General features: G+C 61.1%; 21 protein-coding genes. 11 read left to right on the forward strand and 10 right to left on the reverse strand.

Going from position 1 to position 24,967, the window contains the following annotated elements; all coding sequences use genetic code 11:
- Positions 1-46 precede the first annotated feature (46 nt).
- Both HX801_RS14510 and HX801_RS14515 read right to left on the reverse strand, forming a co-directional pair.
- Complete coding sequence (locus HX801_RS14510; protein ID WP_177022287.1) at positions 47-1,300, reverse strand: amidase; 1,254 nt, start codon at positions 1,298-1,300, stop codon at positions 47-49.
- A gap of 10 nt (positions 1,301-1,310) precedes the next feature.
- Positions 1,311-1,736: a VOC family protein gene (locus tag HX801_RS14515; RefSeq protein ID WP_010167388.1), complete on the reverse strand. Its 426-nt coding sequence runs from the start codon at positions 1,734-1,736 to the stop codon at positions 1,311-1,313.
- A 113-nt stretch (positions 1,737-1,849) separates the two neighbouring features.
- Here HX801_RS14515 and HX801_RS14520 point away from each other — a divergent pair, with 113 nt between their 5' ends.
- Positions 1,850-2,716 carry a LysR family transcriptional regulator gene (locus HX801_RS14520; protein WP_003211026.1) on the forward strand — a complete coding sequence of 289 codons (867 nt, stop codon included), beginning with the start codon at positions 1,850-1,852 and terminating at the stop codon, positions 2,714-2,716.
- A 42-nt stretch (positions 2,717-2,758) separates the two neighbouring features.
- Here HX801_RS14520 and HX801_RS14525 read toward each other — a convergent pair whose 3' ends face one another.
- Entirely contained in the window at positions 2,759-5,119 is a 2,361-nt protein-coding gene (locus HX801_RS14525) for a glucose/quinate/shikimate family membrane-bound PQQ-dependent dehydrogenase (protein ID WP_177022288.1), read from the reverse strand.
- A gap of 161 nt (positions 5,120-5,280) precedes the next feature.
- On the opposite strand from HX801_RS14525, the gene HX801_RS14530 reads away from it, so the two are divergent.
- The 9 genes from HX801_RS14530 (at position 5,281) to pqqE (ending at position 14,233) form a co-directional block, all read left to right on the forward strand.
- Positions 5,281-5,763 carry an Lrp/AsnC family transcriptional regulator gene (locus tag HX801_RS14530; protein ID WP_102604402.1) on the forward strand — a complete coding sequence of 161 codons (483 nt, stop codon included), beginning with the start codon at positions 5,281-5,283 and terminating at the stop codon, positions 5,761-5,763.
- A 167-nt stretch (positions 5,764-5,930) separates the two neighbouring features.
- Complete coding sequence (locus HX801_RS14535) at positions 5,931-7,613, forward strand: NAD(P)/FAD-dependent oxidoreductase (RefSeq protein WP_177022449.1); 1,683 nt, start codon at positions 5,931-5,933, stop codon at positions 7,611-7,613.
- A 10-nt stretch (positions 7,614-7,623) separates the two neighbouring features.
- Positions 7,624-8,418 carry a carbon-nitrogen hydrolase family protein gene (locus tag HX801_RS14540; RefSeq protein WP_087694733.1) on the forward strand — a complete coding sequence of 265 codons (795 nt, stop codon included), beginning with the start codon at positions 7,624-7,626 and terminating at the stop codon, positions 8,416-8,418.
- A 51-nt stretch (positions 8,419-8,469) separates the two neighbouring features.
- Positions 8,470-10,842 carry a pyrroloquinoline quinone biosynthesis protein PqqF gene (pqqF, locus tag HX801_RS14545; protein WP_177022289.1) on the forward strand — a complete coding sequence of 791 codons (2,373 nt, stop codon included), beginning with the start codon at positions 8,470-8,472 and terminating at the stop codon, positions 10,840-10,842.
- 159 nt (positions 10,843-11,001) lie between these two features.
- Positions 11,002-11,076: a pyrroloquinoline quinone precursor peptide PqqA gene (gene pqqA, locus HX801_RS14550; RefSeq protein WP_003194766.1), complete on the forward strand. Its 75-nt coding sequence runs from the start codon at positions 11,002-11,004 to the stop codon at positions 11,074-11,076.
- A gap of 77 nt (positions 11,077-11,153) precedes the next feature.
- Positions 11,154-12,065 carry a pyrroloquinoline quinone biosynthesis protein PqqB gene (gene pqqB, locus HX801_RS14555; RefSeq protein ID WP_003211040.1) on the forward strand — a complete coding sequence of 304 codons (912 nt, stop codon included), beginning with the start codon at positions 11,154-11,156 and terminating at the stop codon, positions 12,063-12,065.
- 11 nt (positions 12,066-12,076) lie between these two features.
- On the forward strand, positions 12,077-12,829 hold the full coding sequence (pqqC, locus tag HX801_RS14560) for a pyrroloquinoline-quinone synthase PqqC (RefSeq protein ID WP_003211042.1): 753 nt from the start codon (positions 12,077-12,079) through the stop codon (positions 12,827-12,829).
- Positions 12,826-13,101: a pyrroloquinoline quinone biosynthesis peptide chaperone PqqD gene (gene pqqD / locus HX801_RS14565; protein ID WP_003211043.1), complete on the forward strand. Its 276-nt coding sequence runs from the start codon at positions 12,826-12,828 to the stop codon at positions 13,099-13,101. The genes pqqC and pqqD overlap by 4 nt, the downstream gene beginning before the upstream one ends.
- Positions 13,094-14,233 (forward strand): pyrroloquinoline quinone biosynthesis protein PqqE, encoded by a 1,140-nt coding sequence (pqqE, locus tag HX801_RS14570; protein ID WP_008434380.1) that lies wholly within the window; start codon positions 13,094-13,096, stop codon positions 14,231-14,233. The genes pqqD and pqqE overlap by 8 nt, the downstream gene beginning before the upstream one ends.
- A gap of 7 nt (positions 14,234-14,240) precedes the next feature.
- Here the strand turns inward: pqqE and HX801_RS14575 are convergent, their stop codons facing one another.
- Complete coding sequence (locus HX801_RS14575) at positions 14,241-14,399, reverse strand: YqaE/Pmp3 family membrane protein (protein WP_003211049.1); 159 nt, start codon at positions 14,397-14,399, stop codon at positions 14,241-14,243.
- 186 nt (positions 14,400-14,585) lie between these two features.
- Positions 14,586-15,866, reverse strand: a complete 1,281-nt coding sequence (locus HX801_RS14580) for an aspartate aminotransferase family protein (RefSeq protein ID WP_177022290.1) — start codon at positions 15,864-15,866, stop codon at positions 14,586-14,588.
- Positions 15,867-16,075: 209 nt separating this feature from the next.
- On the opposite strand from HX801_RS14580, the gene HX801_RS14585 reads away from it, so the two are divergent.
- Complete coding sequence (locus HX801_RS14585; protein WP_003211052.1) at positions 16,076-16,966, forward strand: LysR family transcriptional regulator; 891 nt, start codon at positions 16,076-16,078, stop codon at positions 16,964-16,966.
- A gap of 226 nt (positions 16,967-17,192) precedes the next feature.
- Here HX801_RS14585 and HX801_RS14590 read toward each other — a convergent pair whose 3' ends face one another.
- From HX801_RS14590 to HX801_RS14610, 5 genes are all read right to left on the reverse strand, one after another.
- Positions 17,193-18,971, reverse strand: coding sequence for an acyl-CoA dehydrogenase C-terminal domain-containing protein (locus tag HX801_RS14590; RefSeq protein WP_177022291.1), 1,779 nt, complete (start codon positions 18,969-18,971; stop codon positions 17,193-17,195).
- Between the two features lie 122 nt (positions 18,972-19,093).
- A complete protein-coding gene (locus tag HX801_RS14595; RefSeq protein ID WP_177022292.1) occupies positions 19,094-20,878 on the reverse strand; it encodes an acyl-CoA dehydrogenase C-terminal domain-containing protein in 1,785 nt (594 codons plus the stop codon).
- A 90-nt stretch (positions 20,879-20,968) separates the two neighbouring features.
- Complete coding sequence (locus tag HX801_RS14600; RefSeq protein ID WP_023659318.1) at positions 20,969-22,258, reverse strand: diguanylate cyclase; 1,290 nt, start codon at positions 22,256-22,258, stop codon at positions 20,969-20,971.
- 205 nt (positions 22,259-22,463) lie between these two features.
- Positions 22,464-24,269 (reverse strand): phenylacyl-CoA dehydrogenase, encoded by a 1,806-nt coding sequence (locus HX801_RS14605; RefSeq protein WP_087694738.1) that lies wholly within the window; start codon positions 24,267-24,269, stop codon positions 22,464-22,466.
- A 339-nt stretch (positions 24,270-24,608) separates the two neighbouring features.
- Positions 24,609-24,890, reverse strand: a complete 282-nt coding sequence (locus tag HX801_RS14610) for a hypothetical protein (protein WP_003211062.1) — start codon at positions 24,888-24,890, stop codon at positions 24,609-24,611.
- Between the last annotated feature and the right edge of the window lie 77 nt (positions 24,891-24,967).

Consider the following 24,967-nt stretch of genomic DNA (forward strand, 5'->3'; position numbering starts at 1 on the left):
TGGGGCTCACTCAACAGATCAGCAACGTGTTCCCCCATAGTGCCTTTCAGCTTACCAACGCATCAACAATGCCTTGCGCCGTACCCAGCAACGGCGCATCCCCTCTAAACGCCCCAATTACCTGCAACCCCACCGGCAACTCCCCTTCCCCACGCATCACCGGTACATTCACCTGCGGCAAGCCAAACGCGCCCCAGAACTTGATGAAGTCCGACGGGCCCGTGGTCGCCAACCCCACCGGCGCCAGCATCCCGCAGGAAACACTCAACATCGCATCAAACGGCTGGCAGATTTGCGCAAGCTGCGGGGCCAGTTGTACCAAGCGGGCCTTGGCTGCCGACTCCTGCTCCCAACTCGTCGTCTGGGCGCGCTCGATCATGGCCAACGTCGAGTCGCTGAGTAGTTCGGGATGAGACTGAAACTCCTTGGCCAATGAACGGGCACCTTCGCAATCGTTGATCAACTGGTGATCGTCGAATACTCCGTCGTACGCTTCAGGCAACACGACCTCACTGACAAGAGGCCCCAACCGGGCAACCGCTCGTTCAATAGCCTCGGCCACCAACGGCTGCACATCCGACCAGCGAGAGGTACGGCAGAAACCAAGCCGCAAGGGCCGACGCCCCGCCTCAACAGCCGGAAACCCAGGGATCAACACCCGCGCCACCCGCTCAAGATCACGCACCGAACGGCCATACCAACCCACGGTATCGAAGCTCGGCGCCAGGGGTTTCACGCCTTCTAGCGAGACCAGTCCAAACGACGGTTTGAAGGCATACAACCCGCAATAAGCGGCTGGCTTGAGCAGCGACCCAGCCGTCTGGGTACCCAACGCCAACGGGAAAAACCCGGCCGCCATCCCCGCCGCGGAACCCGCGCTGGAGCTACCCGGCGTGCGGGACAGATCGAGCGGATTACGCGTCGGCCCTGTGTGCATGTAGGCAAATTCGGTGGTGTGGGTCTTGCCCATGATGATCGCGCCCGCCTGTCGTAGCAGCGTCACCACATGGGCATCCCGCGATGGACGATTACCCAGGTAAATCGGCGAATAGAATTCCGTTGGGTGGTCGGCGGTATCAAAGATGTCCATGACCCCCACGGGCAAGCCCGCCAGCGGACCGGAACAGCCTTCAAGCTGCAACGCCTGCTCGCGCACCGCCTCAGCGTCGAAGGATACAAACGCCTGGATATCTGGTTCGTCGACACCTATGCGCGCAAGAAAGTGTTCAGCAACCAAAGCCGGCGTAATCGCCCCCGAACCCACCGCCTCGGCGATGCCCGTTGCATCCAGGCCATTCATCAAAGCGCCCTCACTTGGCAAACAACTGCCCAATGTCCTTGAACGCCTTGAACTCCAACGCGTTGCCGCACGGGTCAAACAGAAACAACGTCGCCTGCTCGCCCACCTGGCCTTTGAAACGAATGTGCGGCTCCAGCACAAATCGGGTATTGCGTGCCTGCAAACGCTCCGCCAACGCATGCCAATCATCCCAACTCAACACCACGCCAAAATGCGGCACCGGCACGTCGTGGCCGTCCACTGCATTGGTGTGCGCCGCCTCTTGAGAGGCGGTTTTCGGATGCTCATGAATCACCAATTGATGCCCGAAGAAGTCGAAGTCGACCCAGTGATCACTGGCTCGTCCCTCCTCCAACCCAAACACCTCACCATAAAACTGCCGCGCTGCCGCCAGGTCGAATACCGGAATTGCCAGGTGAAAGGGAGCCAGTGCCATCAGGTTTAACCTCTATGGGTATTAAGTCCTTGCGAGTCTAGCCTTGCCGTAACCGATGGAAAGACGATAGTTTTCGCAGCGAGCTCAAATTATTTTGATCAATCGAGACGCCCATGCTGCGGGAACTGAAAACCTTTATCGCCGTTACCCGCCATGGCACGTTCGCCGCAGCGGGCATGCATATCGGGCTGACACAATCGGCAGTGAGTGCGCAGATCCGTCAGTTGGAGCAGGTGCTCGGCGTGCAGTTGTTCGACCGAACCGGACGCCAGGCCACGCTGAACGCGGCGGGGATCCGCGCGCTGCCGCTGGCCAGGGAAATTCTCGAGACGTTCAACCGCATGGCTGTGCCGGTGGATGCCAATGAGTACAGGGGCGAGTTGAAGGTCGGCGCCATCACCACCGCCCAGACCGGCCTGCTGCCCCAGGCCCTGGTGCGTTTGCGCCAGGCGGCGCCGACGGTGGAGTGCAAGTTGGTGCCGGGAGTTTCCCTGGAGCTGCTCAGCCAGGTGGATGCAGGCGAACTCGACTCGGCGATCATCATTCGCCCACCCTTTGACTTGCCCAAGGAACTGCACGTGCAACTGCTGCGCAGGGAGCCGTTTGTGTTGATCGCGCCGCTGACGGTCGAGGGGGATGACCCGCTGCAACTGCTCGCCGCTCATCCTCACGTGCGCTACGACCGGGCTTCGTTTGGCGGGCGGCTGGTCAGTCGCTTTCTGCGGGATCAGCGGCTGGACGTGCAAGTGGCGCTGGAACTGGACGAGATTGAGGCGCTGGTCAAAATGGTCGAATGCGGCCTGGGCGTTTCACTGGTTCCCCACGCCGGACTATGGCTGGACCGATCCCCGCAGGTGCGTGTCATCCCGCTGGGCGAGCTGACCTTTAACCGGGAAATCATCTTGCTGAGCCGCTACAGCCAGCGCAACCTTCCGGTGCCACAACTCTTTGCCCGATGCCTGCTGGCAGACACGATCTAAGACGCAAAAAAAAGCCGCACATCCGTGCGGCTTTTTCACGCCCTATTTCTTGGGCAACGCGTAGGCAATCACATAATCCCCACGGTCCGGCGACTGTCGCGCGCCGCCGGCGGTTAGCACGATGTACTGCGTGCCAGTCTTGGGCGAGACATAGGTCATCGGTCCCGATTGGCTACCCACCGGCAGACGGGACTTCCAGATCTCGTTACCGTTGCCGGTATCGAAGGCGCGCAGGTAGAAGTCCTGGGTGCCGGCGAAAAACAGCAAGCCAGACTGCGTGGCCAGGGACGCGCCGAGGGTCGGCATGCCGATTGGAATCGGCATGTGCATGCGGATGCCCAGCGGCCCGGTGTCTTCAACCGTGCCCACCGGCACTTGCCACATCAGCTTGTGGGTTTTCAGGTCGATGGCCGACAGGGTGCCGAACGGCGGCTTCTGACACGGAATGCCCGCCGCCGAGAGGAAGCGCTCGCGCATTGCACCGAATGGCGTACCTTCTTGCGGCACCACGCCCATTTCGATGCCACTGGCACCGGCGGCGATCTTGTCGCGCGGGATCATGTAGTTGGCCAAACCCAGGCGCATGTCGTTGACGAACATATAGTGGGTATTCGGGTCCACTGACACGCTGCCCCAGTTCATTCCGCCCAGGGAGCCCGGGAATTGCAGCGCGCGGTCCAGGCCTGGCGGCGTATAGACGCCCTGGTGGCGCATGCCCTTGAACTGGATGCGGCACATCAACTGGTCAAACGGCGTGGCGCCCCACATGTCGGATTCGGTCAGTTGCTGATTGCCGATCGAAGGCATGTCCACCGAAAACGGCTGGGTCGGCGAATAGCGTTCGCCGGGCACATTGCCCTGGGGCACCGGACGCTCTTCGACCCGGGCGATGGGCACGCCGGTTGCGCGGTTGAGCAGGAAGATTTCACCTTGCTTGGTGACTTGGGCCAGTGCCGGTTGCACGCCGCCGTTGCCATCCGGAATGTCGTAGAGCAGCGGCTGTGCCGGCAGGTCGAAGTCCCACAGGTCGTGGTGAGTGGTCTGGAAGTGCCAGCGCACTTGGCCGGTCTTCACGTCGATGGCGACGATGGAGGAGCTCCACTTGTCGTCATAGGCGGTACGTTCACCGGCGAAGAAATCCGGGGTGGCGTTACCGGTAGGCAGGTAGACCAGGCCGAGCTTGGCGTCGTAGGACATGGCCGACCATACGTTCGGCGTGCCACGGGTGTAGGTCTCTCCTGCAGGTGGGCGTTTGGTGGTGTTCGGGTTGCCCGGATCCCAGGCCCACACCAGTTCGCCGCTGTGCACGTCAAAGGCGCGCACCACGCCTGGCGGTTCACCGGTGGAGAAGTTGTCCGCCACGCGTCCACCCACGATCACCACATTGCCCGCCACCAGTGGCGTCGAGGTTTGCTGGTAATAACCGGGCTTCACTTCGCCCATGTCGGTCTTCAGGTCGACGGTGCCGTGGTCGCCGAAGTCTTCGCAAGGCGCGCCGGTTTCAGCATTGATCGCAATCAACCGGGCATCGCCGGTCGGCAGAAACAGACGTTTCACACAGGCTTTGGCGCCGGCGGGTTGCTCGCTGGCACTGCTGTCGAAATAACCCAGGCCACGGCAACGCTGCCAGTTGGGGCCGCTGCCCTGGGGATCGAATTTCCAGCGTTGGGCACCGGTATCGGCGTCCAGGGAAAACACTTTGCCGTAGGCGGTGCACACGTAAACGCTGTCACCGATCTGCAGCGGGGTGTTCTGGTCTTCGGCACCGGCGCCATTGCTCTCGGGGATGTCGCCGGTGTGGAAGGTCCAGGCCACCTGCAACTTGTCGATGTTGCCTTTGTTGATCTGGTCCAGCGCGGCAAACCGATTGCCGGCGGTGGTGTTGCCCCAGTGGGCCCAGTCTTTTTGCTCGGTGCCCGGCGTTACCGCAGTCACCGCAGGCTCACTGCTGGCCTTGACCACGTGGGTCGGTACAAACATGTACGCCAGGGTGGCGACCACGCCCAGGCCCAGCAGCCCGGCAACGCCATAGGCGCCGCGCCCGGGTGTCGATCCCGAAGCGCGGGCGAGCTGGGGATAAATCAGCGCGACTACCAGGCCGATGACGGCGAAGGTCAGGACTCGCGAAACCAACGGCCAGTATTCCAGACCGGTATCCCACACCGCCCAGATCGCAGTCAGCACCAATGCCACGGCGTACAGCCATGCTCCCTGAGGCCGGCGCTTGGCGATCAGCACACCAGAGACCAGCATCGCCAGGCCCATCAGCAGGAAATACCAACTGCCGCCCAGCACTACGAGGTAACCGCCACCGCCTGCCAAACCCAGGCCGATCAAGGCGATCAGCAGGCCCAGCCCAACCAGCAACCATCTGCTGCCGGTGGCAGCCCCAAAGTTATTCATCGCGCAAACGTCCTTCCTGTATACCTAACGCAAAATAATGTACCAAACAGTTACTTTTCACAATCTGGCACAAAATAATGTGTTCGATCAGCGGCGAAAATAAATTCCCGGCCGGGCGGGCAGTATCGCCAGGACCGAGCCTGTAACATGCTCGCCCATTGATGCCCGCGCCGGAGAACACCTTGTCCGCCTCTCACCCTCCCGTCCTCGATGAAATCGATCGCCAGTTGATCGCCGCCTTGCAGATCAACGCGCGTGAAAGTGTGGCCATGCTTGCCCGGCAACTGGGCATCGCGCGCACCACCGTCACCTCACGCCTGGCGCGCCTGGAAAAAACCCAGGTGATTACCGGCTATGGCGTACGCCTCAGCCAGCGGGTGGTGGACGGTGGTTTGCAGGCCTACGTGGGGATCACCGTGCAACCGCGCTCCGGCAAGGAAGTGCTGCGCCGGATCAGTGCCATGGCGCAGGTTCAGCAGTTATGTGCGGTAAGCGGCGAGTTCGATTACGTGGCCTGGCTGCGCACCGATTCGCCGGAACAGCTGGATCAACTGCTGGACCAGATCGGCAGCGTCGACGGCGTGGAGAAGACCACCACCTCGATCATCCTCAGTAACAAACTGGATCGCGGCCAACCAATCTGACCAGCAAGATCGTCACTCTGACTAAAAACAATTCAATCCGACGACACATTGCGTCTTATTAACGAACGCTACGCTCCCTAGAATGGCTGCCATCTTTTCCTATACTCAGCGGGTCGCGCCCCGCCGAGCCGCCAGCAAGGTCAGCCATGAGCATTCCTTCCAGCACCATCAGCAAGACCAATCGCCACCCGGCAAACGGCAAGAAGCCCATCACTATCTTTGGCCCGGACTTCCCGTTTGCCTTTGATGACTGGATCGAACATCCGGCGGGCCTGGGTAGCATTCCGGCGGCCAACCACGGCGCCGAAGTGGCGATCGTCGGCGCCGGGATTGCCGGGCTGGTAGCCGCCTATGAGCTGATGAAGCTGGGCCTTAAACCCGTGGTGTATGAAGCCTCGAAAATGGGTGGCCGCCTGCGCTCCCAGGCGTTTGAAGGCGCCGAAGGCATCATTGCGGAACTGGGTGGCATGCGCTTCCCGGTGTCCTCCACTGCGTTCTACCACTATGTGGACAAGCTCGGGCTGGAGACCAAACCCTTCCCCAACCCGCTGACGCCGGCTTCCGGCAGCACGGTCATCGACCTCGAAGGCCAGACGCACTACGCACAGAAACTCGCTGACCTTCCTGCACTGTTCCAGGAAGTGGCTGACGCCTGGGCCGACGCCCTGGAAGCCGGCTCGCAGTTCGCCGATATCCAGCAAGCCATCCGCGACCGTGACGTACCGCGCCTGAAAGAGCTGTGGAATACGCTGGTTCCGTTGTGGGACGACCGCACCTTCTACGACTTCGTGGCGACCTCCAAAGCGTTCGCCAAGTTGTCCTTTCATCACCGCGAAGTGTTCGGCCAGGTCGGTTTCGGCACCGGCGGCTGGGACTCGGACTTCCCCAACTCGATGCTGGAAATCTTCCGCGTGGTGATGACCAACTGCGACGATCACCAGCATCTGGTGGTCGGCGGCGTCGCCCAAGTGCCCATGGGCATCTGGCGCCATGTGCCGGAGCGTTGCGCCCACTGGCCCGAAGGCACCAGCCTCAGTTCCCTGCACAACGGTGCGCCACGGGCCGGGGTCAAGCGCATTGCCCACGCGCCGGACGGCCGTTTCGCCGTCACCGACAACTACGGTGACACCCGCGAATACGCCGCCGTGCTGACCACCTGCCAGAGCTGGCTGCTGACCACCCAGATCGAGTGCGACGAAACCCTGTTCTCGCAAAAGATGTGGATGGCCCTGGACCGCACCCGCTACATGCAGTCGTCGAAGACCTTCGTGATGGTCGACCGGCCGTTCTGGAAGGACAAGGATCCGGAAACCGGCCGCGACCTGATGAGCATGACGCTGACGGATCGCCTGACCCGCGGCACCTATCTCTTCGACAACGGTGACGACAAGCCGGGGGTGATTTGCCTGTCCTACTCCTGGATGAGCGATGCGCTGAAAATGCTTCCGCAACCCATCGAGAAACGCGTGAAACTGGCTCTGGATGCGCTGAAGAAGATCTACCCGAAAGTCGACATCACCGCGCGGATCATCGGCGACCCGATCACCGTGTCATGGGAAGCCGACCCACATTTCCTCGGAGCTTTCAAAGGCGCACTCCCCGGTCACTATCGCTACAACCAACGGATGTACGCGCACTTCATGCAAAAGGACATGCCGGCGGAGCAACGCGGTATTTTCATTGCCGGTGACGACGTGTCCTGGACCCCGGCGTGGGTTGAAGGCGCCGTGCAAACCTCGCTGAACGCGGTGTGGGGCATCATGACTCACTTCGGTGGCAGCACTCACCCGCAGAACCCGGGGCCGGGGGATGTGTTCGATGAAATCGGGCCGATCGCACTGCCCGAGTAAGGAGTTGCCCATGCGTGTTGCCCTGTATCAATGCCCGCCTCTGCCGCTGGATGTGGCCGGTAATCTCAAGCGCCTGCATCAGTTGGCGCAAGAGGCCACCGACGCCGACCTGCTGGTGCTGCCGGAGATGTTTCTCACCGGCTATAACATCGGCGTGGAAGCGGTCGGCGCCCTGGCTGAAACCCAGGACGGCCCCGCTGCCCAGTCCATCGCCGCGCTGGCGAAAAACTCGGGCGTGGCGATTCTGTATGGCTATCCGGAGCGCGGTGCAGACGGGCAGATCTACAACGCCGTGCAGCTGATCGACGCCAATGGCCAGCGCCTGTGCAACTACCGCAAGACCCACCTGTTTGGCGACCTCGACAACTCGATGTTCAGCGCTGGGGACGATGATTTTCCGCTGGTGGAATTGAACGGCTGGAAGCTGGGTTTCCTGATTTGCTATGACCTGGAATTCCCGGAGAACACCCGGCGCCTGGCGCTGGCCGGGGCGGAGTTGATCCTGGTGCCGACGGCCAATATGGTGCCTTTCGATTTCGTCGCCGATGTGACCGTGCGGGCGCGGGCGTTTGAAAACCAGTGTTATGTGGCCTACGCCAATTACTGCGGGCAGGAAGGCGAGATCCAGTATTGCGGGCAAAGCAGCATCGCCGCACCGGATGGCCAGCGGATTGCCCAGGCAGGTCTGGATGAAGCGCTGATCGTGGGCACACTCGATCGGCAGTTGATGGTCGACTCACGCGCGGCCAATCGCTACCTGCTGGACCGGCGTCCCGAGCTTTATGGGGCGTTGCACAAGCACTGATCCCGGCTGCTTTGCGCTAGCATAGGCACTTCCTACGTTTCGGAAGTGCTCATGCCTGCGCCGGCCCACCCTCATCACCTTCAATTGACCCTGGCCAGCGGCCTGCGGGTTTCCTTGCATCATGCGCCGCGCTTGAAGCGCGCCGCGGCTGCCTTGCGCGTTGCAGCGGGCAGCCACGATGTGCCCCTGGCGTGGCCGGGACTGGCGCATTTTCTTGAGCATTTATTGTTCCTGGGCACCGGGCGTTTTCCCGCAAGCGACGGGCTGATGGCCTACGTCCAGCGCCAGGGTGGACAGGTGAATGCCAGCACCCGCGAGCGCACTACCGACTTTTTCTTTGAGGTGCCTGTTACGGCATTTGAAGCCGCACTGGAGCGCCTGGGGGACATGCTCGCCCATCCGCGCCTGGCCCTGGAAGACCAGTTGCGTGAGCGCGAAGTATTGCAGGCGGAGTTTATTGCCTGGTCGCAAGATGCCACGGCGCAACAGCAACAAGCGTTGCTGGGAGGTGTTGCGGCGGGTCATCCGTTGCGCGCGTTTCATGCGGGCAACCGGGATAGCTTGCCGGTAGAGCGTGAGGATTTTCAGCAGGCCTTGCGGGATTTTTATGAAGGTTTCTATCATTCCGGGCAGATGACCTTGAGCCTTGCGGGCCCTCAGTCGCTGGTGGAGCTGGAGGCATTGGCGCATCAGTTTGGCGCTGCGCTGAAGACTGCACCTCTGCGGCGACAGACGCCGGCGCCAGCGTTGCTGGCCGGCAATCAACGTACTTATCAACACACCGATGAACACCACTGGCATCAGGTGGTTGTGAGCGAGGCTTCCCCTGAGGCGCTGGATTTCCTCTGCCTGTGGCTGAACACTTCGGCGCCCGGCGGGTTGCTCGCCGAGTTGCAGTCGCGGCAGTTAGTCAGCGCCATTAACGCAACGGCGCTGTATCAATTTGCCGGACAGGCGTTGCTGGATATCAAGTTCACCCTGGACACTCAGGGTGCGCAGCAGACGACACTGATCGAAGAACTGCTGCACGACTGGCTGAGCTTTTTCGCACACAGTGACTGGGCGCCCCTGCGGGAAGAGTACGCCTTGCTGCTTGCTCGCAAACAACAGGTCAGTGGTGCCCTGGCATTGGCCCGGCAGGACAAGGAACTGGTCCTGTCCGAGCAGAGCGCCAGCTCCCTCAAGACCCTGCTGGACTCGCTGCAATTGCCGCCGTCCCGGCACGCCTGGCAACTGCCGCCCACCAATCCGTTCCTGCAGCCGGCAGCCAGGGAAGAGCGCCCGGGGCTGATTCGCGGGCAAACCAGCGCCCATCGCGGCCTGCGCACGTTCGCCCAGGATCGCTCCCGTGGGCGAAAGGACTTTTCGGCGCTGACCTTCAGCCAGGCCTTGCCAGGTGACACAGATGAAGGCGCGCTCTACCTGCGCTGGCATCTGGATTCGCCGCTGGATGCAGAGCTTTTCCCACGGCTGCGTGAGAACGCCAGCCAGGCTGGCGTCCAGTTGTCTTTCGAGACAATCGGCGGTCACTGGCAGCTGAAGATGCTAGGGCTGCACGAACCCATGCCCGCGATATTGGAGGAAGTGGCACGCGAGCTGACCCGGCTCGACGAAAATGCCGGAGCGTCATCCTCCCCGGCGCCGGCAATGGCGATCCGGCAGTTACTCAAGGCATTGCCCGGGTATTGCGCCGACATCCCAGCTGCACAGCAGGTTGCTGGGCGAGACCGATGGTCAACCGCTCGCTGGCAAGGGCTCGCCGTGGGGCTGCCCGCCGCCTGCGAGACGGCGATAAAAAGTGCAGCCGGGAAACTGCCCGGCCAACCGCAAGCGGCTATCAGCGAACTGCCGTCAATCAGCAGCCAGCATCGTTGGCACGAAGTCAGGACCGATTCCAGCGACGCCGCGTTGCTGCTGTTCTGCCCGACAGCCACACGCTCCCTGGCGGACGAGGCTTGCTGGCGTCTACTCGCACATCTGGTGCAAGCGCCGTTCTACCAGCAACTGCGTGTTGAGCTTCAATTGGGCTACGCGGTGTTCAGCGACATCCGACAGTACAGCGGGCAAACCGGCCTGCTGTTTGGGGTGCAATCCCCAAGCGCGTCTCTTGCGCAAATACTTGATCACCTGCAGGCGTTCCTGAAGCAACTGCCCGCGCTGATCAACGCCAGCGAACTGCCGAACGATCTGGCCCGGCAATTTTCCCTCGACGCCCTACCCACTTCCCAAGCCGCTGAACTGCTCTGGCACGCGCACTTGGCAGGCCACCCGTCGGATTACATCCAGCAGCTGCAAGATTTCATCCAGACCCGCACCCGTGAGGATTTAATGGTATCTGCACAGCAACTCAATGCTGCTGCAGGCGGATGGTGCTGTGTGGCCAATGGCGCTTGTGCCGCCGGCTCCTGGCAACGACCTGGCTGATCATTGCCGCTTCGGTAAAAGGCTTTTTCCCGCAGGACAGCGCTATCTTCAAAAGAAGTACGTAACATTCACATGCACACATCTGAACATCTCCGCTTGGAGGTGGACTATATGTATTACTTGGTAGTAAACGTCCCTTCCCTTCGTAGGAGTAAGAACATGACCTGGTCCAAACCTGCTTACACTGATCTGCGTATCGGCTTTGAAGTCACCATGTACTTTGCCAGCCGCTGATTGGCTTTGTATCGCAATGCAACGCCTCGGCTCGCCCGGGGCGTTTTTATTTTTGAGTTGTGTGTAATGGAGCGGCCATGTTTGTCCAGATTCTAGGTTCCGCCGCGGGCGGTGGTTTCCCGCAATGGAACTGCAACTGCGTGAACTGTGCAGGTTTTCGCGACGGCAGCCTGCGGGCCGAGGCGCGTACCCAGTCGTCCATCGCGATTTCCGATGACGGCGTGAACTGGGTGCTGTGCAACGCCTCACCAGATATCCGCGCCCAGCTTCAAGGCTTCGCGCCGATGCAACCGGGCCGCGCGCTGCGGGATACCGGCATCAGCGCGATCATCCTGATGGACAGCCAGATCGACCACACCACCGGCCTGCTCAGCCTGCGCGAAGGCTGCCCGCACCAGGTGTGGTGCACCGACATGGTCCATGAAGACCTGAGCACCGGCTTCCCGCTGTTCACCATGCTGACCCACTGGAACGGCGGCCTGGCCTGGAACCGCATCGAGCTGGACGCCAGCTTCACGATCCCCGCCTGCCCCAACCTGCGCTTTACGCCATTGCCCCTGCGTAGCGCGGCACCGCCCTACTCGCCTCACCGATTCGACCCACACCCGGGCGACAACATCGGCCTGATCGTCGAAGACCTGCGCACCGGCGGCAAGCTGTTCTATGCGCCGGGCCTGGGCAAGGTTGACGCACCGTTGCTGGAAATCATGGCCGGCAGCGATTGCCTGCTGGTGGACGGCACGATGTGGGACGACGACGAAATGCAGCGCCGTGGCGTCGGCACCCGCACCGGTCGCGAGATGGGCCACCTGGCACAAAACGGCCCCGGCGGCATGCTGGAAGTGCTGGAGCAGTTGCCCAAGCAGCGCAAGGTGCTTATCCACATCAACAACACCAACCCGATCCTGGATGAAGACTCGCCCGAGCGAGCCGAGCTGCTGCGACGCAATGTAGAAGTGGCGTACGACGGCATGAGCATTGAATTGTAGGAGCGAGCCAAATGACTGACACACCGCTGACCACCGCCGAGTTCGAACAGGCCCTGCGCGCCAAGGGCGCCTTCTACCATATCCATCACCCGTATCACGTGGCGATGTACGAAGGCCGCGCCACCCGCGAGCAGATCCAGGGCTGGGTCGCCAACCGTTTTTATTATCAGGTGAACATTCCCCTCAAGGACGCCGCGATCCTGGCCAACTGCCCGGACCGGGAGATTCGTCGTGAGTGGATCCAGCGCCTGCTGGATCACGACGGCGCTCCCGGCGAAGACGGCGGCATTGAAGCCTGGTTGCGCCTGGGACAGGCCGTCGGCCTCGACCCGGATCAACTGCGCTCCCAGGAGTTGGTACTGCCGGGCGTACGATTTGCGGTAGACGCCTACGTCAACTTCGCCCGCCGGGCCAGCTGGCAGGAAGCCGCCAGCAGTTCCCTGACCGAGTTGTTCGCCCCGCAGATCCACCAGTCGCGCCTCGACAGCTGGCCCCAGCATTACCCGTGGATCGACCCGGCCGGCTACGAGTATTTCCGCACCCGCCTGGGCCAGGCTCGCCGGGATGTGGAGCACGGTCTGGCCATCACCCTGCAGCACTACACCACCCGCGAAGGCCAGGAGCGCATGCTGGAAATTCTCCAGTTCAAACTGGACATTCTTTGGAGCATGCTCGATGCAATGAGCATGGCTTATGAACTGAAACGCCCGCCGTATCACAGCGTGACCGATCAGCGTGTATGGCATAAGGGGATCACCCTATGAGCTTCGATCGCAGCAAAAAACCGACCTGGCGCCAGGGCTATCGTTTCCAGTACGAACCGGCGCAAAAAGGCCATGTGCTGCTGTACCCGGAAGGCATGATCAAGCTCAACGACAGCGCCGCCTTGATCGGTGGCTTGATCGACGGCGAGCGCGATGTCAGCGCAATCATCGCCGAGTTGGACAAGCAGTTCCCTGGCGTGCCCGAGCTCGGTGAAGACATCGAGCAATTCATGGAGGTTGCCCGTGCTCAGCACTGGATCGAACTTGCCTGACCTGCCACCCAAGCCGGAAATCGGCCTGCCGCTCTGGTTGCTGGCCGAGCTGACCTACCGCTGCCCGCTGCAATGCCCGTACTGCTCCAATCCGCTGGATTTTGCCGAGCAGGGCAAGGAACTGAGCACGGAACAGTGGATCAAGGTATTTCGTGAAGCCCGGGAAATGGGCGCTGCGCAACTGGGGTTTTCCGGCGGTGAGCCGCTGGTGCGCCAGGACCTCGCCGAACTGATCGCCGAGGCGCGCAAGCTGGGTTTCTATACCAACCTGATCACCTCCGGCATCGGCCTCACCGAGCAGAAGATCAGCGACTTCAAGAAGGCCGGCCTGGACCATATCCAGATCAGTTTCCAGGCCAGTGACGAGCAAGTGAACAACTTGCTGGCCGGCTCGAAAAAAGCCTTCGCACAAAAACTCGAAATGGCCCGGGCAGTGAAAGCCCATGGCTACCCGATGGTGCTGAACTTCGTCACCCATCGGCACAATATCGACAAGATCGACCGCATCATTGAGCTGTGCATTGCCCTGGAAGCGGACTTTGTCGAGCTTGCCACCTGCCAGTTCTACGGCTGGGCCCAGCTCAATCGGGTCGGCCTGTTGCCGACCCAGGAACAGCTGGTGCGCGCCGAACGCATCACCAACGAATACCGCGCCAAGCTCGAAGCCGAAGGCCACCCGTGCAAGCTGATATTCGTCACGCCGGATTACTACGAGGAACGCCCGAAAGCCTGCATGAATGGCTGGGGCAGCATCTTTCTGACAGTAACGCCGGACGGTACTGCCCTGCCGTGCCACGGAGCCCGACAGATGCCGGTGCAATTTCCCAATGTGCGCGACCACAGCATGCAACACATCTGGTACGACTCGTTTGGCTTCAACCGCTTTCGCGGCTACGACTGGATGCCCGAGCCGTGCCGTTCATGTGACGAGAAGGAAAAGGACTTCGGTGGGTGCCGCTGCCAGGCGTTCATGCTGACCGGGGATGCCAGCAATGCTGACCCGGTGTGCAGCAAATCGGAGCACCACGGCATGATCCTCCAGGCCCGCGAAGAAGCGGAGCACGCCACCCAGACCATTGAGCAACTGGCCTTTCGCAATGAGCGCAACTCACGGCTGATCGCGAAAGGCTGAGGTCTTTTTAGCGTTTGGCGATGATGTACACCGCGTGCACGATGCCGGGAATGTAACCGCACAAGGTCAGCAGGATGTTCAGCCAGAACGCGCCAGCGAAACCCACTTGCAGGAACACACCCAGTGGCGGCAGCAGAATAGCGATGATGATGCGAATGATATCCATGGGTTCAGCTCCAGAAAATCGGCTCGTGTGAGCCGTACAAGCTAATCGACCTTGGCCGTTGGTAAGGGTTCAGTGGGATCTGGCACTCAGCCATCGTCTAATTCGCGGACAAAAAAACGCCCCCAGCCAAAAGAATCAGGCTGGAGGCGCCGCGTATACCGCGAGACGGTTCAGGAAATATGGGGCTTAAACGGCAATGCCCTTGCGGCATTGCAGCTGTGCAGTGCGCACCCGGGAGAAGGCACGGGCCAGGCGCAGGAGCATTTCGTCGACGTTGCTTTTGCTCAATGTGAGCGCCGGGGTGAAGCGCAGGCAATCGGGTTGCGGCGCGCTCAGGATCAGGCCTTCACTGAGCGCGGCGTTTACCACCGCATCTGCCGAATCCTCCGACAGAGTCAGTCCCCACATCAGGCCCTGGCCGCGCAGTTCACCCTGGTCATAGCGATGCGCCAGGCGGGCAAGCCCTTCGCCCAGGTAAGTGCCGACCTCGCAGGCGTGTTCAAGAAATCCGTGGTTCAGCACCGTATCAAGCACCGCCACACCGGCGGAAGCCATCAGCGCGTTGCCGTGATGGGTGCCTTCCAGCTCACCCAGCTCAAAACAACACGCTTTGCCCCGTGCCAGCAACGCCGCCAGCGGCACACCGCCCCCCAAGCCCTTGCCCAGGGTGATGATGTCGGCGCGAACGCCATAGTGCTGTTCGGCGAGCAACGTGCCACAACGGCCGGTGCCGGTTTGCACTTCATCGAGGATCAACAGGATTCCCAGCTCACGGCACAGGCGTTCGACACCCTTGAGGTAATGCTCGGTCGCGGGAATGACACCGGCATCGTTCTGGATCGGTTCCAGCATGATTGCCACGGTTTGCGCATCCACCGCCGCGTGCAGCGCCGGCAGGTCGTTGAACGGCACGTGGCTGAAGCCTGGCAACTGGGGCTCAAAACGGTTTTCACTGGCGGCTGCCGAGGCCGACATCGCGGCAAAGCTGCGGCCATGGCAACCGTTGCTCGCGGTGATGATGCGATAGGCGCCGCCACGGTGCAGTTGGCCCCATTTGCGCGCCAGCTTGATGGCCGCTTCGCAGGCTTCGGCGCCGCTGTTGAGCAGGTAGGCCTGGTCGCTGCCGGTGCGATGGCACAGGCGGTCGGCGAGGTTCAGTTGAACGCGGTTGTGCAGGCTGTTACCGGGATTGATCAGCGATTGGGCCTGATCGGCCAGCGCCTTGGTCACTGCCTGTGGGCTATGGCCCAGGCTGTTGGCGCCGCCACCCTGGCTGAAGTCGAGATAGGCGCGGTCTTCGCTGTCCCACAGCCAGGAGCCCTGGCCGCGTACAAACACCTGGGGCGGGCGGGCCACACTGGGCATCAGGCAATCGCTGGAAAGATCGTCTCGCAGAGCCGGGGTCTTCGCCTCGAGGATCAGATCATCCAGGCTGGGGGCGGGGCGACGCAGGTTGAACAGGTTCATGGATGAACCTCTTTGGCAATCGCACCTTGGTCGGTATTACCGATAAACCCATGGCGGAGGTTTTTTGCCTTGCCTATGCAAACACCGTCAACATAAACACTACTCATCTTGCTTTCCGGCCCTGTAAGCCCTGTGAATAGGCGCTAGACTAGGCGCCTTGGGGGCACTCGGCCATTTCGATTTTCCAGCATTTTCGATAAGCATTACTTATGGATTTCAAGCAACTGCGTTATTTCGTCGCGGTGTACGAAGAAGGCCATGTGGGGCGGGCAGCGGAGCGCCTGTCGATCTCCCAGCCAGCTTTGTCGCAGCAGATTCGCCAGCTCGAGCAAAACCTTGATGTGAGCCTGTTCGAACGCAGCAGCAAGCGCCTGCTGCCGACCCTCGCCGCCCACACTTTGTATAACCACGCCCTGCCCTTGCTCGACGGTATGCAGCACGCGGTGGAAGCACTGCGCAACTTCAAGGGCCAGGCACTGCGCACCTTGGCGATCGGCGTGCTGCAAACCGTGCACACCAGCCTGGTGCCGCAGATGCTCGAACGAGTGCGCAAGGCCCAGCCGCACCTGGTCGTACAGATCTACGAGCTGACCGGGATGGAAATCGAACGCCGGCTGCTCAACGGCTCGCTGGATATCGGCATCAGCTACCTGCCGCCACGCCAGCCGGGGCTGCACGGCGTGCTGCTGTATGAAGATGAACTGAAGGTGGTCATCCCGGCTGATCACCCGCTGCGGGAATTCAAGAAAGTCTCCCTGAAGCAAGCCGCCGAGTTACCCATGTTGCTGCTGGGGGAAGAGTTTCAGGTGCGCCAGATATGGCAAGGTCAATTGGCCAACCTGGGCCGACGCCCGCAAGTGCAGGCCGAGTTGAATACGATGGCGGGGATTCTCGACAGCCTGCCCCACACCAAGCTGGCGACGGTGCTTCCCGGACGCTCCCAGGATGAACACAACAGCAAGGCGTTGCTGTGGAAACCCTTGAGCGAACCACGGGTGCCGTTGAAAGTGGGGTTGGTGTGCCGGGATGTGCAGCGCCAGCAGGCGACGCTGGAATTGTTGCGCACGCTGCTGGAAGACGTGATGAACGCGCCCGCCTGACTTTTTCGCAGGCAAAAGAAAACCCCGCCGAAGCGGGGCTTTGCAGACTGTTTCCCTGACATCCATTTCACTCCGCCTTCCTGGCAGAATCCTACGTGTCCGTGTTGTTGCTTTGCGCTTCCTGCGCGACGTCCATGTGAAGTAGATTATCCGTGGATCCAATTTGGCGATAGAGGACGAATAGCAGCACGTCATGTAAGAGAATGCTTACACGCCCTCCAAGTCCTTAGAACAGTGCTTCATCCAGCAAAAACAGCGATTCGCTACCGGCTTTTACCGAAGCGCTGAGGGACGCGATCCGCGGCAGCAAGCGCGCAAAGTAGAAACGCGCGGTGCCCAGCTTGCTCGCGTAGAAGTCTTCCTGAGCCTCTTTACCCAGAGCCGCCTTGGCCATCAGGGCCCACATGTAGGCATAAGCCATGTAGCCGAACGCGTGCAGGTATTCCACGGATGCCGCGCCGATTTCATTCGGGTTGGATTTGGCGCGGTCCAGCAGCCAGGCGGTCAGTTCGTCCAGGTCATCCACGGCCGCGTTCAGCGGTTTGGTGAATTCGGCCAGTTCGGCGCCGGCAGTGGCGGTGAAATGGCGGATCTCATCAGCGAACAGCTTGTAGAACGCCCCACCGCTGCCGACGATCTTGCGTCCCACCAGGTCCAGGGCCTGAATGCCGTTGGTGCCTTCGTAGATCTGGGTGATGCGCACATCACGCACCAGTTGCTCCTGGCCCCATTCGCGAATGTAGCCGTGGCCGCCGAAAACCTGCTGGCCGTGCACGGTGGTTTCCAGGCCCAGGTCGGTCAGGAACGCCTTGGCAACCGGGGTCAGCAGAGCAACCAGATCGTCCGCGCGTTTGCGGGCGGTGGCGTCTTCGCTGAACTTGGCGGTGTCGAGCTGCATCGCCACATAGGTGGAGAACGCACGGCCACCTTCGTTCGCGGCTTTCATGGTCAGCAGCATGCGCCGCACGTCCGGGTGGACGATGATTGGGTCAGCGACCTTGTCCTTGGCTTTCGGACCGGTTGGCGAACGGCTTTGCAGGCGGTCGCGCGCATATTCGATAGCGTTCTGATAAGAGCGCTCACCGGAGGCCAGGCCCTGGATGCCAACACCCAGGCGCTCGTAGTTCATCATGGTGAACATCGCGGCCAGGCCACGGTTCGGCTCGCCCACCAGGTAGCCCACGGCTTCGTCGAAGTTCATCACGCAGGTCGCAGACGCCTGGATGCCCATCTTGTGTTCAATGGAGCCGCAGGTCACCGGATTGCGCGCCCCCAGGCTGCCGTCGGCATTGACCATGAACTTGGGCACCAGGAACAGCGAAATACCCTTGGGACCCGCCGGTGCGTCCGGCAGCTTGGCCAGCACCAGGTGGATGATGTTCTCGGTGAGGTCGTGCTCGCCACCGGTGATGAAGATCTTCGTGCCGCTGACCTTGTAGGAACCGTCTGCCTGAGGCTCGGCCTTGGTCCGAATTATCCCCAGGTCAGTGCCGGCATGAGGTTCGGTCAGGCACATGGAACCGGCCCACACACCGGAGTACATATTCGGCAGGTAAGTGGCCTTGAGCTCTTCACTGGCGTGGGTGTTGATCGACACGCAGGCGCCGGAGGTCAGCATCGGGTACAGGCCGAAGGCCAGGCCCGAGGAGTTGATCATCTCTTCCACCTGAGCCGACACCGCCTTGGGCATGCCCATGCCGCCGTACGCCGGGTCGCCGCCAACACCCACCCAACCGCCTTCAGCGTAGGTTTTGTAGGCGTCCTTGAAGCCAGCCGGGGTGAAGACCGCGCCATTCTCCCAGCGGCAGCCTTCTTCGTCGCCGCCGCGGCTGAGCGGGGCGACGGTCTTGGAGGTGACTTTGCCGGCTTCTTCGAGGATTGCCTCAACGGTCTCGGCGTCGACGGTTTCCGCCAGCGCGGGCAGTTGGGCCCAGAGTTTGGCGACCTCGAAAACTTCGTTGAGGACGAAGCGCATATCGCGCAGCGGCGCTTTGTAGTCAGCCATGGCAAACCTCGTGAGAACTTTAACGTTATTCGGGTGGGGTCGGTTTTACAGACCCCGAGTGTAACCGAACAACTTTTGTGACACATAGGGTCTGCTTGTGACCAACAAGTATTTTACGGTCACTAAAGCGCAAACAGCTCCGCCGGCAGACTCATCAGGCACTCACTGCCCGCCTCCACCGCCGCCCGGTGCGCGGCCGTGCGCGGTAGCAGGCGCTTGAAGTAGAACTCGCAGGTCGCCAGCTTGCCTTGGGCGTAATCGGCATCACCGCTACCGCTGTCCAACTGCTCCTGCGCCACCAGCGCCATGCGCAGCCACAAGTAGGCAAGGATGATGTAGCCGCTGTACATCAGGTAATCCAGGGCTGCAGCGCCGACTTCATCCGGGTTTTTCATGGCTGCCATGCCTACCTTGACCGTCAGCTCACCCCACTGCTGATTCAACTGGTTGAGCTGAGCCACATGGGCCTTGAGTTGCGGATGTTCGGCGTTGGCCGCGCAGAACTTGTGGACGATTTTGGTAAAGCCGCGCAGCAGCTTGCCCTGGCTGCCGAGCACCTTGCGCCCGAGCAAATCCAGCGCCTGGATGCCGTTGGTCCCTTCATAGATCGGCGCAATCCGGCAATCGCGAACCAGTTGCTCCATGCCCCATTCACGAATGAAACCATGGCCACCGAACACCTGCATGCCGTGGTTGGTCACCTCCAGCCCGGTTTCGGTCATGAACGCCTTGCAGATCGGCGTAAGGAAGGCCAACAGGTCTTCGGCTTCCTGGCGTTGCCCCTCGTCGCCACTCAGGTGTGCGGTATCGAGCAACTGTGCCGAGAAGTAGGTCAATGCGCGGTTGCCTTCATTGAAGGCTTTCATGGTCAGCAACATGCGCCGCACATCCGGGTGGACGATGATCGGATCAGCGGCTTTTTCGGGTGCCTTGGCGCCGGTCAGCGAGCGCATCTGCAAGCGGTCGTTGGCGTACTTGATCGCACCCTGGAAGCTCGCTTCCCCCAGGCAAAGGCCCTGCATGCCGGTGCCCAGGCGCGCATGGTTCATCATGGTGAACATGCAGTTGAGGCCCTTGTTCGCCTCACCAATCAGGAAACCCCGGGCGCCATCGAAGTTCAGCACGCAGGTGGCCGACGCCTTGATGCCCATCTTGTGCTCGATGGAGCCGCAACTCATCGTGTTGCGCTCGCCCGAGTCGGCATGGAACTTGGGCACGATAAACAGCGAGATTCCCTTGGTGCCGGCCGGCGCATCCGGCAGCTTGGCCAGCACCAGGTGGATGATGTTGTCACTCATGTCATGCTCGCCGGCCGAGATGAAAATCTTGCTGCCGGTGACTGCATAACTGCCGTCGGCCTGCGGGACGGCGCGGGTCTTGATCAGGCCCAGGTCGGTGCCGCAATGGGCTTCAGTCAGGCACATGGTGCCGGTCCACTGGCCCGCGGTGAGTTTGCTCAGGTAGGTGTTTTTCTGCTCTTCAGTGCCGTGGGCACGGATCGCCGACATCGCACCGTGGGTCAGGCCAGGGTACATGCCCCAGGACGTATTGCTGGAGGAGATCATCTCCGCGAGCACCAGGCCCAGGGACATTGGCAAGCCCTGCCCGCCGTAGGCCGGGTCAGCCGCCAAACCGTGCCAGCCGCCTTCCACGTACTGCGCGAAGGCTTCCTTGAAGCCCTTGGGCGTGCTCACCACACCGTTGTCGAAATGGCAGCCTTCTTCATCGCCGGAGCGGTTCAACGGCGCCAGGACGTTTTCGCAGAACTTCGCACCTTCCTCGAGGATCGCGCCGACCATGTCCGGGCTGGCATCGCTTGCACCCAGCGCGGCGTAGTGGCCGTGGAAGTCAAAGACGTGATCGATCAGAAAGCGCATGTCGCGCAGGGGAGCTTTATAGTCAGGCATGGCAATGTCTCCGGCAGCAGATGCCTTCAACCTACTGCCCCACGGCCCACCGGACAATCACTGTAGGGCCGCTGAATACACCACCATCACTCAACCGGCAGCGCTGTCCATGCGGACCGCGCCGCGGCGGGTCTGCCCCGCAGCGACCACGCAGTTACGCCCCGCACCCTTGGCGTTGTACAGCGCCTGGTCGGCGGATTTGAGCACTTCTTCAGGGCTGCGCTGCTCGGCCTGGCGTTCGGCCACGCCGATGCTGACGGTCACCGACACGCTGGAAGCGCCATTGCCCACACGACGCTGGCGCCCCTGCTGGTCGTCGTGGGGACGGTCCGGGTTACGCAGCTTGATGTCGTAGTTGGCGATGATTTCGCGGATCTCTTCCAGGTGCGGCAGGCATTCATCCAGGGTCTTGCCGGCGAATACCACGGCAAATTCCTCACCGCCATAGCGGTAGGCCCGGCCGCCGCCGTTGACCTTGGACAGCTTGCTGGCCACCAGGCGCAGTACCTGGTCGCCCACGTCGTGGCCATGGGTATCGTTGAAACGCTTGAAGTGATCGACGTCGCCCATGGCCAGCACATAATTGCGCCCCAGGCGTTGCATGCGCTCATTGAGCGCGCGGCGGCCCGGCAACCCGGTCAGCTCGTCACGGAAGGCCATTTGATAAGCCTCGTGGGCCACCCCGGCAGCAATCATCAGCATCACCTGGCTGCACATGATGTTCAGGGTGAACGGCAGGATGAACGTCTGCGGCAACATCCAGAACAACCCCAGCAACCCTACCAACTGCGCGGCGTGCAGCGGTCTTGGTTGATACCAGTACTGCGCGGCCAGGGTCACAAAACCAATCAGGAACATCGGATAGGACAGCTGGATCAGGCTCATCCAGCGGCCATGCAAGGCGGGCCAGCGAATTTCGGCCAACCAGCTTAACAAGGCATGGGGGAAACTTTGTTCAAGGGCAAGCGCCACGCTGCCTACCGCAAACAGCACCGCGCAGCGTGCGACGAAGTCGCGAAACAGGTGGGTTTTTTCTTGCCAGACCGCGTAGATGCCGAACAGCAACGGTAACAACAGGCAACACAGGTGGAAGACCACGGCCGCGTCGTCCCGCACGCGACCGTTATCGCGGTAGTAATCGGTCTGGGTATCCAGCAGGAAATAGACCACATACACCGTGATCATCAGGAACAGCTCTCGCTGGCGCCGGTAGACCGCGCAGTACGAGCCGCCCAGCAGCAGCACGAGGGTCGGCAGCACATTGAACAGTGAAGTGAAGAACACATTGAGATCCTTCACATACGCAGCCGAGAGCCCCGCCAGCAGTAAAAGCAGTGAAGGTAAAAAATGACTGAAACGTACAGCAGACGCGCGCGACAAGGGTAAAGCTCCGACCCACAAAAAAAGATGGCACAGTGCCTTCACTGATCACAGTTAAGCACATTCAATGTGATGCGTATCACATTGCCATCACTGTAACGGCCGCTCGGAGCAATCCCTGAGTGCGGTACTGTGGTTTTTTATCGCGCAAAAAAAACCGCCGCTCCCGAAGGAGCGGCGGCTTTTGAAGCGAACTGGCCGAGGCTTAGTAGCCCAGGTCGAAGTTCTCTTCTTTCATGTCCATCAGGTTGTTGGCGCCCGACAGCATGGTTGCAACGTGGGTGCGGGTACGCGGCAGGATGCGCTGGAAGTAGAAACGCGCAGTCTGCAGCTTGGCGGTGTAGAAGCCTTCTTCGCTGGTGCCGGCAGCCAGTTTCTCAGCGGCCAGGCGGGCCATGTCGGCCCAGAAGTAAGCCAGGCAGGCATAACCGGAGTACATCAGGTAATCCACCGAAGCGGCACCGACTTCTTCGCGGTCTTTCATGGCCGCCATGCCGACCTTCATGGTCAACTCGCCCCACTCTTTGTTCAGTGCCGCCAGCGGTGCAACGAATTCCTGTACGGCTTCGTTGCCTTCGTTGGCCTGGCAGAACTTGTGGACGATCTTGGTGAAGCCCTTCAGCGCTTCGCCTTGGGTCATCAGCACTTTACGGCCCAGCAGGTCGAGGGCCTGGATGCCAGTGGTGCCTTCGTACAGCATCGAAATGCGGCTGTCGCGAACGTTCTGCTCCATGCCCCACTCGGCGATAAAGCCGTGGCCGCCGTAGATTTGCACGCCGTGGTTGGCGGCTTCAAAACCGACTTCGGTCATGAACGCCTTGGCAATCGGGGTCATGAACGCCAGCAGTGCGTCAGCCTGTTTCTTGGCTTCGTCGTCGGTGCCGTACTTGACCACGTCAACCTGCTTGGCGGTGAAGTACACCATCGCGCGGTTGCCTTCGGCGAAGGCTTTCATGGTCAGCAGCATGCGGCGCACGTCAGGGTGCACGATGATCGGGTCAGCGGCCTTGTCTGGCGCTTTCGGGCCAGTCAGGGAGCGCATTTGCAGGCGGTCGCGAGCGTATTTGAGGCCGCCCTGGAAGCCGATTTCAGCGTGGGACAGGCCTTGCAGCGCGGTGCCCAGGCGAGCGGTGTTCATAAAGGTGAACATGCAGTTCAGGCCTTTGTTCGCCGGGCCGATCAGGAAACCGGTGGCCGCGTCGAAGTTCATCACGCAGGTGGCGTTGCCGTGGATACCCATCTTGTGTTCCAGGGAACCACAGGACACCGCGTTGCGTTCGCCAATCGAACCGTCGGCGTTTGGTACGAACTTGGGAACGATGAACAGCGAAATGCCTTTGGTGCCAGCCGGTGCGTCCGGCAGGCGAGCCAGCACGATGTGGACGATGTTGTCGGCCATGTCGTGTTCGCCGGCCGAGATGAAGATCTTGGTACCGGAAACCTTGTAGGAACCATCAGCCTGAGGCTCGGCCTTGGTGCGCAGCATGCCCAGGTCGGTGCCGCAGTGCGGTTCGGTCAGGCACATGGTGCCGGTCCACTCGCCCGACACCAGTTTGGTCAGGTAAGCCTCTTGCTGCTCGGGGGTGCCGTGCTCGGAAATGGTGTTCATCGCGCCATGGGACAGGCCCGGGTACATGCCCCACGACCAGTTGGCTTCGCCGACCATTTCGCTGACCGCCAGGCCCAGGGATTCCGGCAGGCCCTGGCCACCGTGCGCCACGTCGTGGGCCAGGCTTGGCCAGCCGCCTTCAACGAACTGTTTGTAGGCTTCTTTGAAACCGGTAGGGGTCTTAACGCCTGACTCGCTCCAGGTGCAACCTTCGATATCACCCACGCGGTTCAGCGGTGCCAGTACCTGCTCACAGAACTTGGCGCCTTCTTCGAGAATGGCGTCAACCATGTCCGGGGTAGCGTCCTGGCAAGCCGGCAGGCTCTGATAGTGCGCTTCATAGCCAAGCAGTTCGTCACGAACGAAGCGAATATCACGCAAGGGGGCCTTGTAGTCAGGCATAGCGATAAACCTCTGCTGATGTATCTGGGATGAACAACCGCATGGATGTGTTGTGGCGGTCAAACAGTTGTTTGAAACATACGTTTACGACCAATCCTTGTCAAGCGTCGCGCAAACGCCGTTTGTCATGACGCAGGTCAACGCCAGGCACGGCAAGGCCTGCAGCGAAATGCCGCATGACGATTCAGGGGGAAAAAGATTATTGAGCGGTGAAGATCAGTGTGGGAGCTGGCTTGCCTGCGATGCGGGCGCCGCGGTGTATCAGGAGGATCGAGGTGACGCTATCGCAGACAAGCCAGCTCCCACAGAGAAGCCAGCTCGCACGATAAGAGGGGGGGGTTATGCGTAAGTATCGATCAAGGTGCCGAGCATTTCGTCGGAAGCCTTGGCGACTTTGGCGCCCAGTTCAACCTGGAACTTGCCTTGGGCCATCTCGACCATGTTGCTCGCCGAGTTGCTGGCCTGATTGGCGTCTACCGAACGCAAACGATCACTTTGCGCGTCCGAAGGCTGGGAAGTGGCGGCGCTGGCAATCTTGCCGGCGGCCTGGTCGACACGGTTCTGCCCGGTCTGAATCGCGCTCAGTCCCGAGTAAAACGCGCTGCTACCAGAGATTTCCATGGCGTGAACCTGCCTATAAGAGAATCGTGAACTGTTATTGAAGCAGACCTACCGGCAAAACGCTCGTCAAAAACACT

This window comes from Pseudomonas sp. G1002 (genome assembly GCF_013385455.1).
Taxonomy (GTDB): domain Bacteria; phylum Pseudomonadota; class Gammaproteobacteria; order Pseudomonadales; family Pseudomonadaceae; genus Aquipseudomonas.

What these genes read in the sequence shown, in the direction of transcription:
- HX801_RS14510 (WP_177022287.1), bottom strand. Translation starts at nt 1,300, where the DNA reads ATGAATGGCCTGGATGCAACGGGCATCGCCGAGGCGGTGGGTTCGGGG.
- HX801_RS14515 (WP_010167388.1), bottom strand. Translation starts at nt 1,736, where the DNA reads ATGGCACTGGCTCCCTTTCACCTGGCAATTCCGGTATTCGACCTGGCG.
- HX801_RS14520 (WP_003211026.1), top strand. Translation starts at nt 1,850, where the DNA reads ATGCTGCGGGAACTGAAAACCTTTATCGCCGTTACCCGCCATGGCACG.
- HX801_RS14525 (WP_177022288.1), bottom strand. Translation starts at nt 5,119, where the DNA reads ATGAATAACTTTGGGGCTGCCACCGGCAGCAGATGGTTGCTGGTTGGG.
- HX801_RS14530 (WP_102604402.1), top strand. Translation starts at nt 5,281, where the DNA reads ATGCCCGCGCCGGAGAACACCTTGTCCGCCTCTCACCCTCCCGTCCTC.
- HX801_RS14540 (WP_087694733.1), top strand. Translation starts at nt 7,624, where the DNA reads ATGCGTGTTGCCCTGTATCAATGCCCGCCTCTGCCGCTGGATGTGGCC.
- pqqF (WP_177022289.1), top strand. Translation starts at nt 8,470, where the DNA reads ATGCCTGCGCCGGCCCACCCTCATCACCTTCAATTGACCCTGGCCAGC.
- pqqB (WP_003211040.1), top strand. Translation starts at nt 11,154, where the DNA reads ATGTTTGTCCAGATTCTAGGTTCCGCCGCGGGCGGTGGTTTCCCGCAA.
- pqqC (WP_003211042.1), top strand. Translation starts at nt 12,077, where the DNA reads ATGACTGACACACCGCTGACCACCGCCGAGTTCGAACAGGCCCTGCGC.
- pqqD (WP_003211043.1), top strand. Translation starts at nt 12,826, where the DNA reads ATGAGCTTCGATCGCAGCAAAAAACCGACCTGGCGCCAGGGCTATCGT.
- HX801_RS14575 (WP_003211049.1), bottom strand. Translation starts at nt 14,399, where the DNA reads ATGGATATCATTCGCATCATCATCGCTATTCTGCTGCCGCCACTGGGT.
- HX801_RS14580 (WP_177022290.1), bottom strand. Translation starts at nt 15,866, where the DNA reads ATGAACCTGTTCAACCTGCGTCGCCCCGCCCCCAGCCTGGATGATCTG.
- HX801_RS14585 (WP_003211052.1), top strand. Translation starts at nt 16,076, where the DNA reads ATGGATTTCAAGCAACTGCGTTATTTCGTCGCGGTGTACGAAGAAGGC.
- HX801_RS14590 (WP_177022291.1), bottom strand. Translation starts at nt 18,971, where the DNA reads ATGGCTGACTACAAAGCGCCGCTGCGCGATATGCGCTTCGTCCTCAAC.
- HX801_RS14595 (WP_177022292.1), bottom strand. Translation starts at nt 20,878, where the DNA reads ATGCCTGACTATAAAGCTCCCCTGCGCGACATGCGCTTTCTGATCGAT.
- HX801_RS14605 (WP_087694738.1), bottom strand. Translation starts at nt 24,269, where the DNA reads ATGCCTGACTACAAGGCCCCCTTGCGTGATATTCGCTTCGTTCGTGAC.
- HX801_RS14610 (WP_003211062.1), bottom strand. Translation starts at nt 24,890, where the DNA reads ATGGAAATCTCTGGTAGCAGCGCGTTTTACTCGGGACTGAGCGCGATT.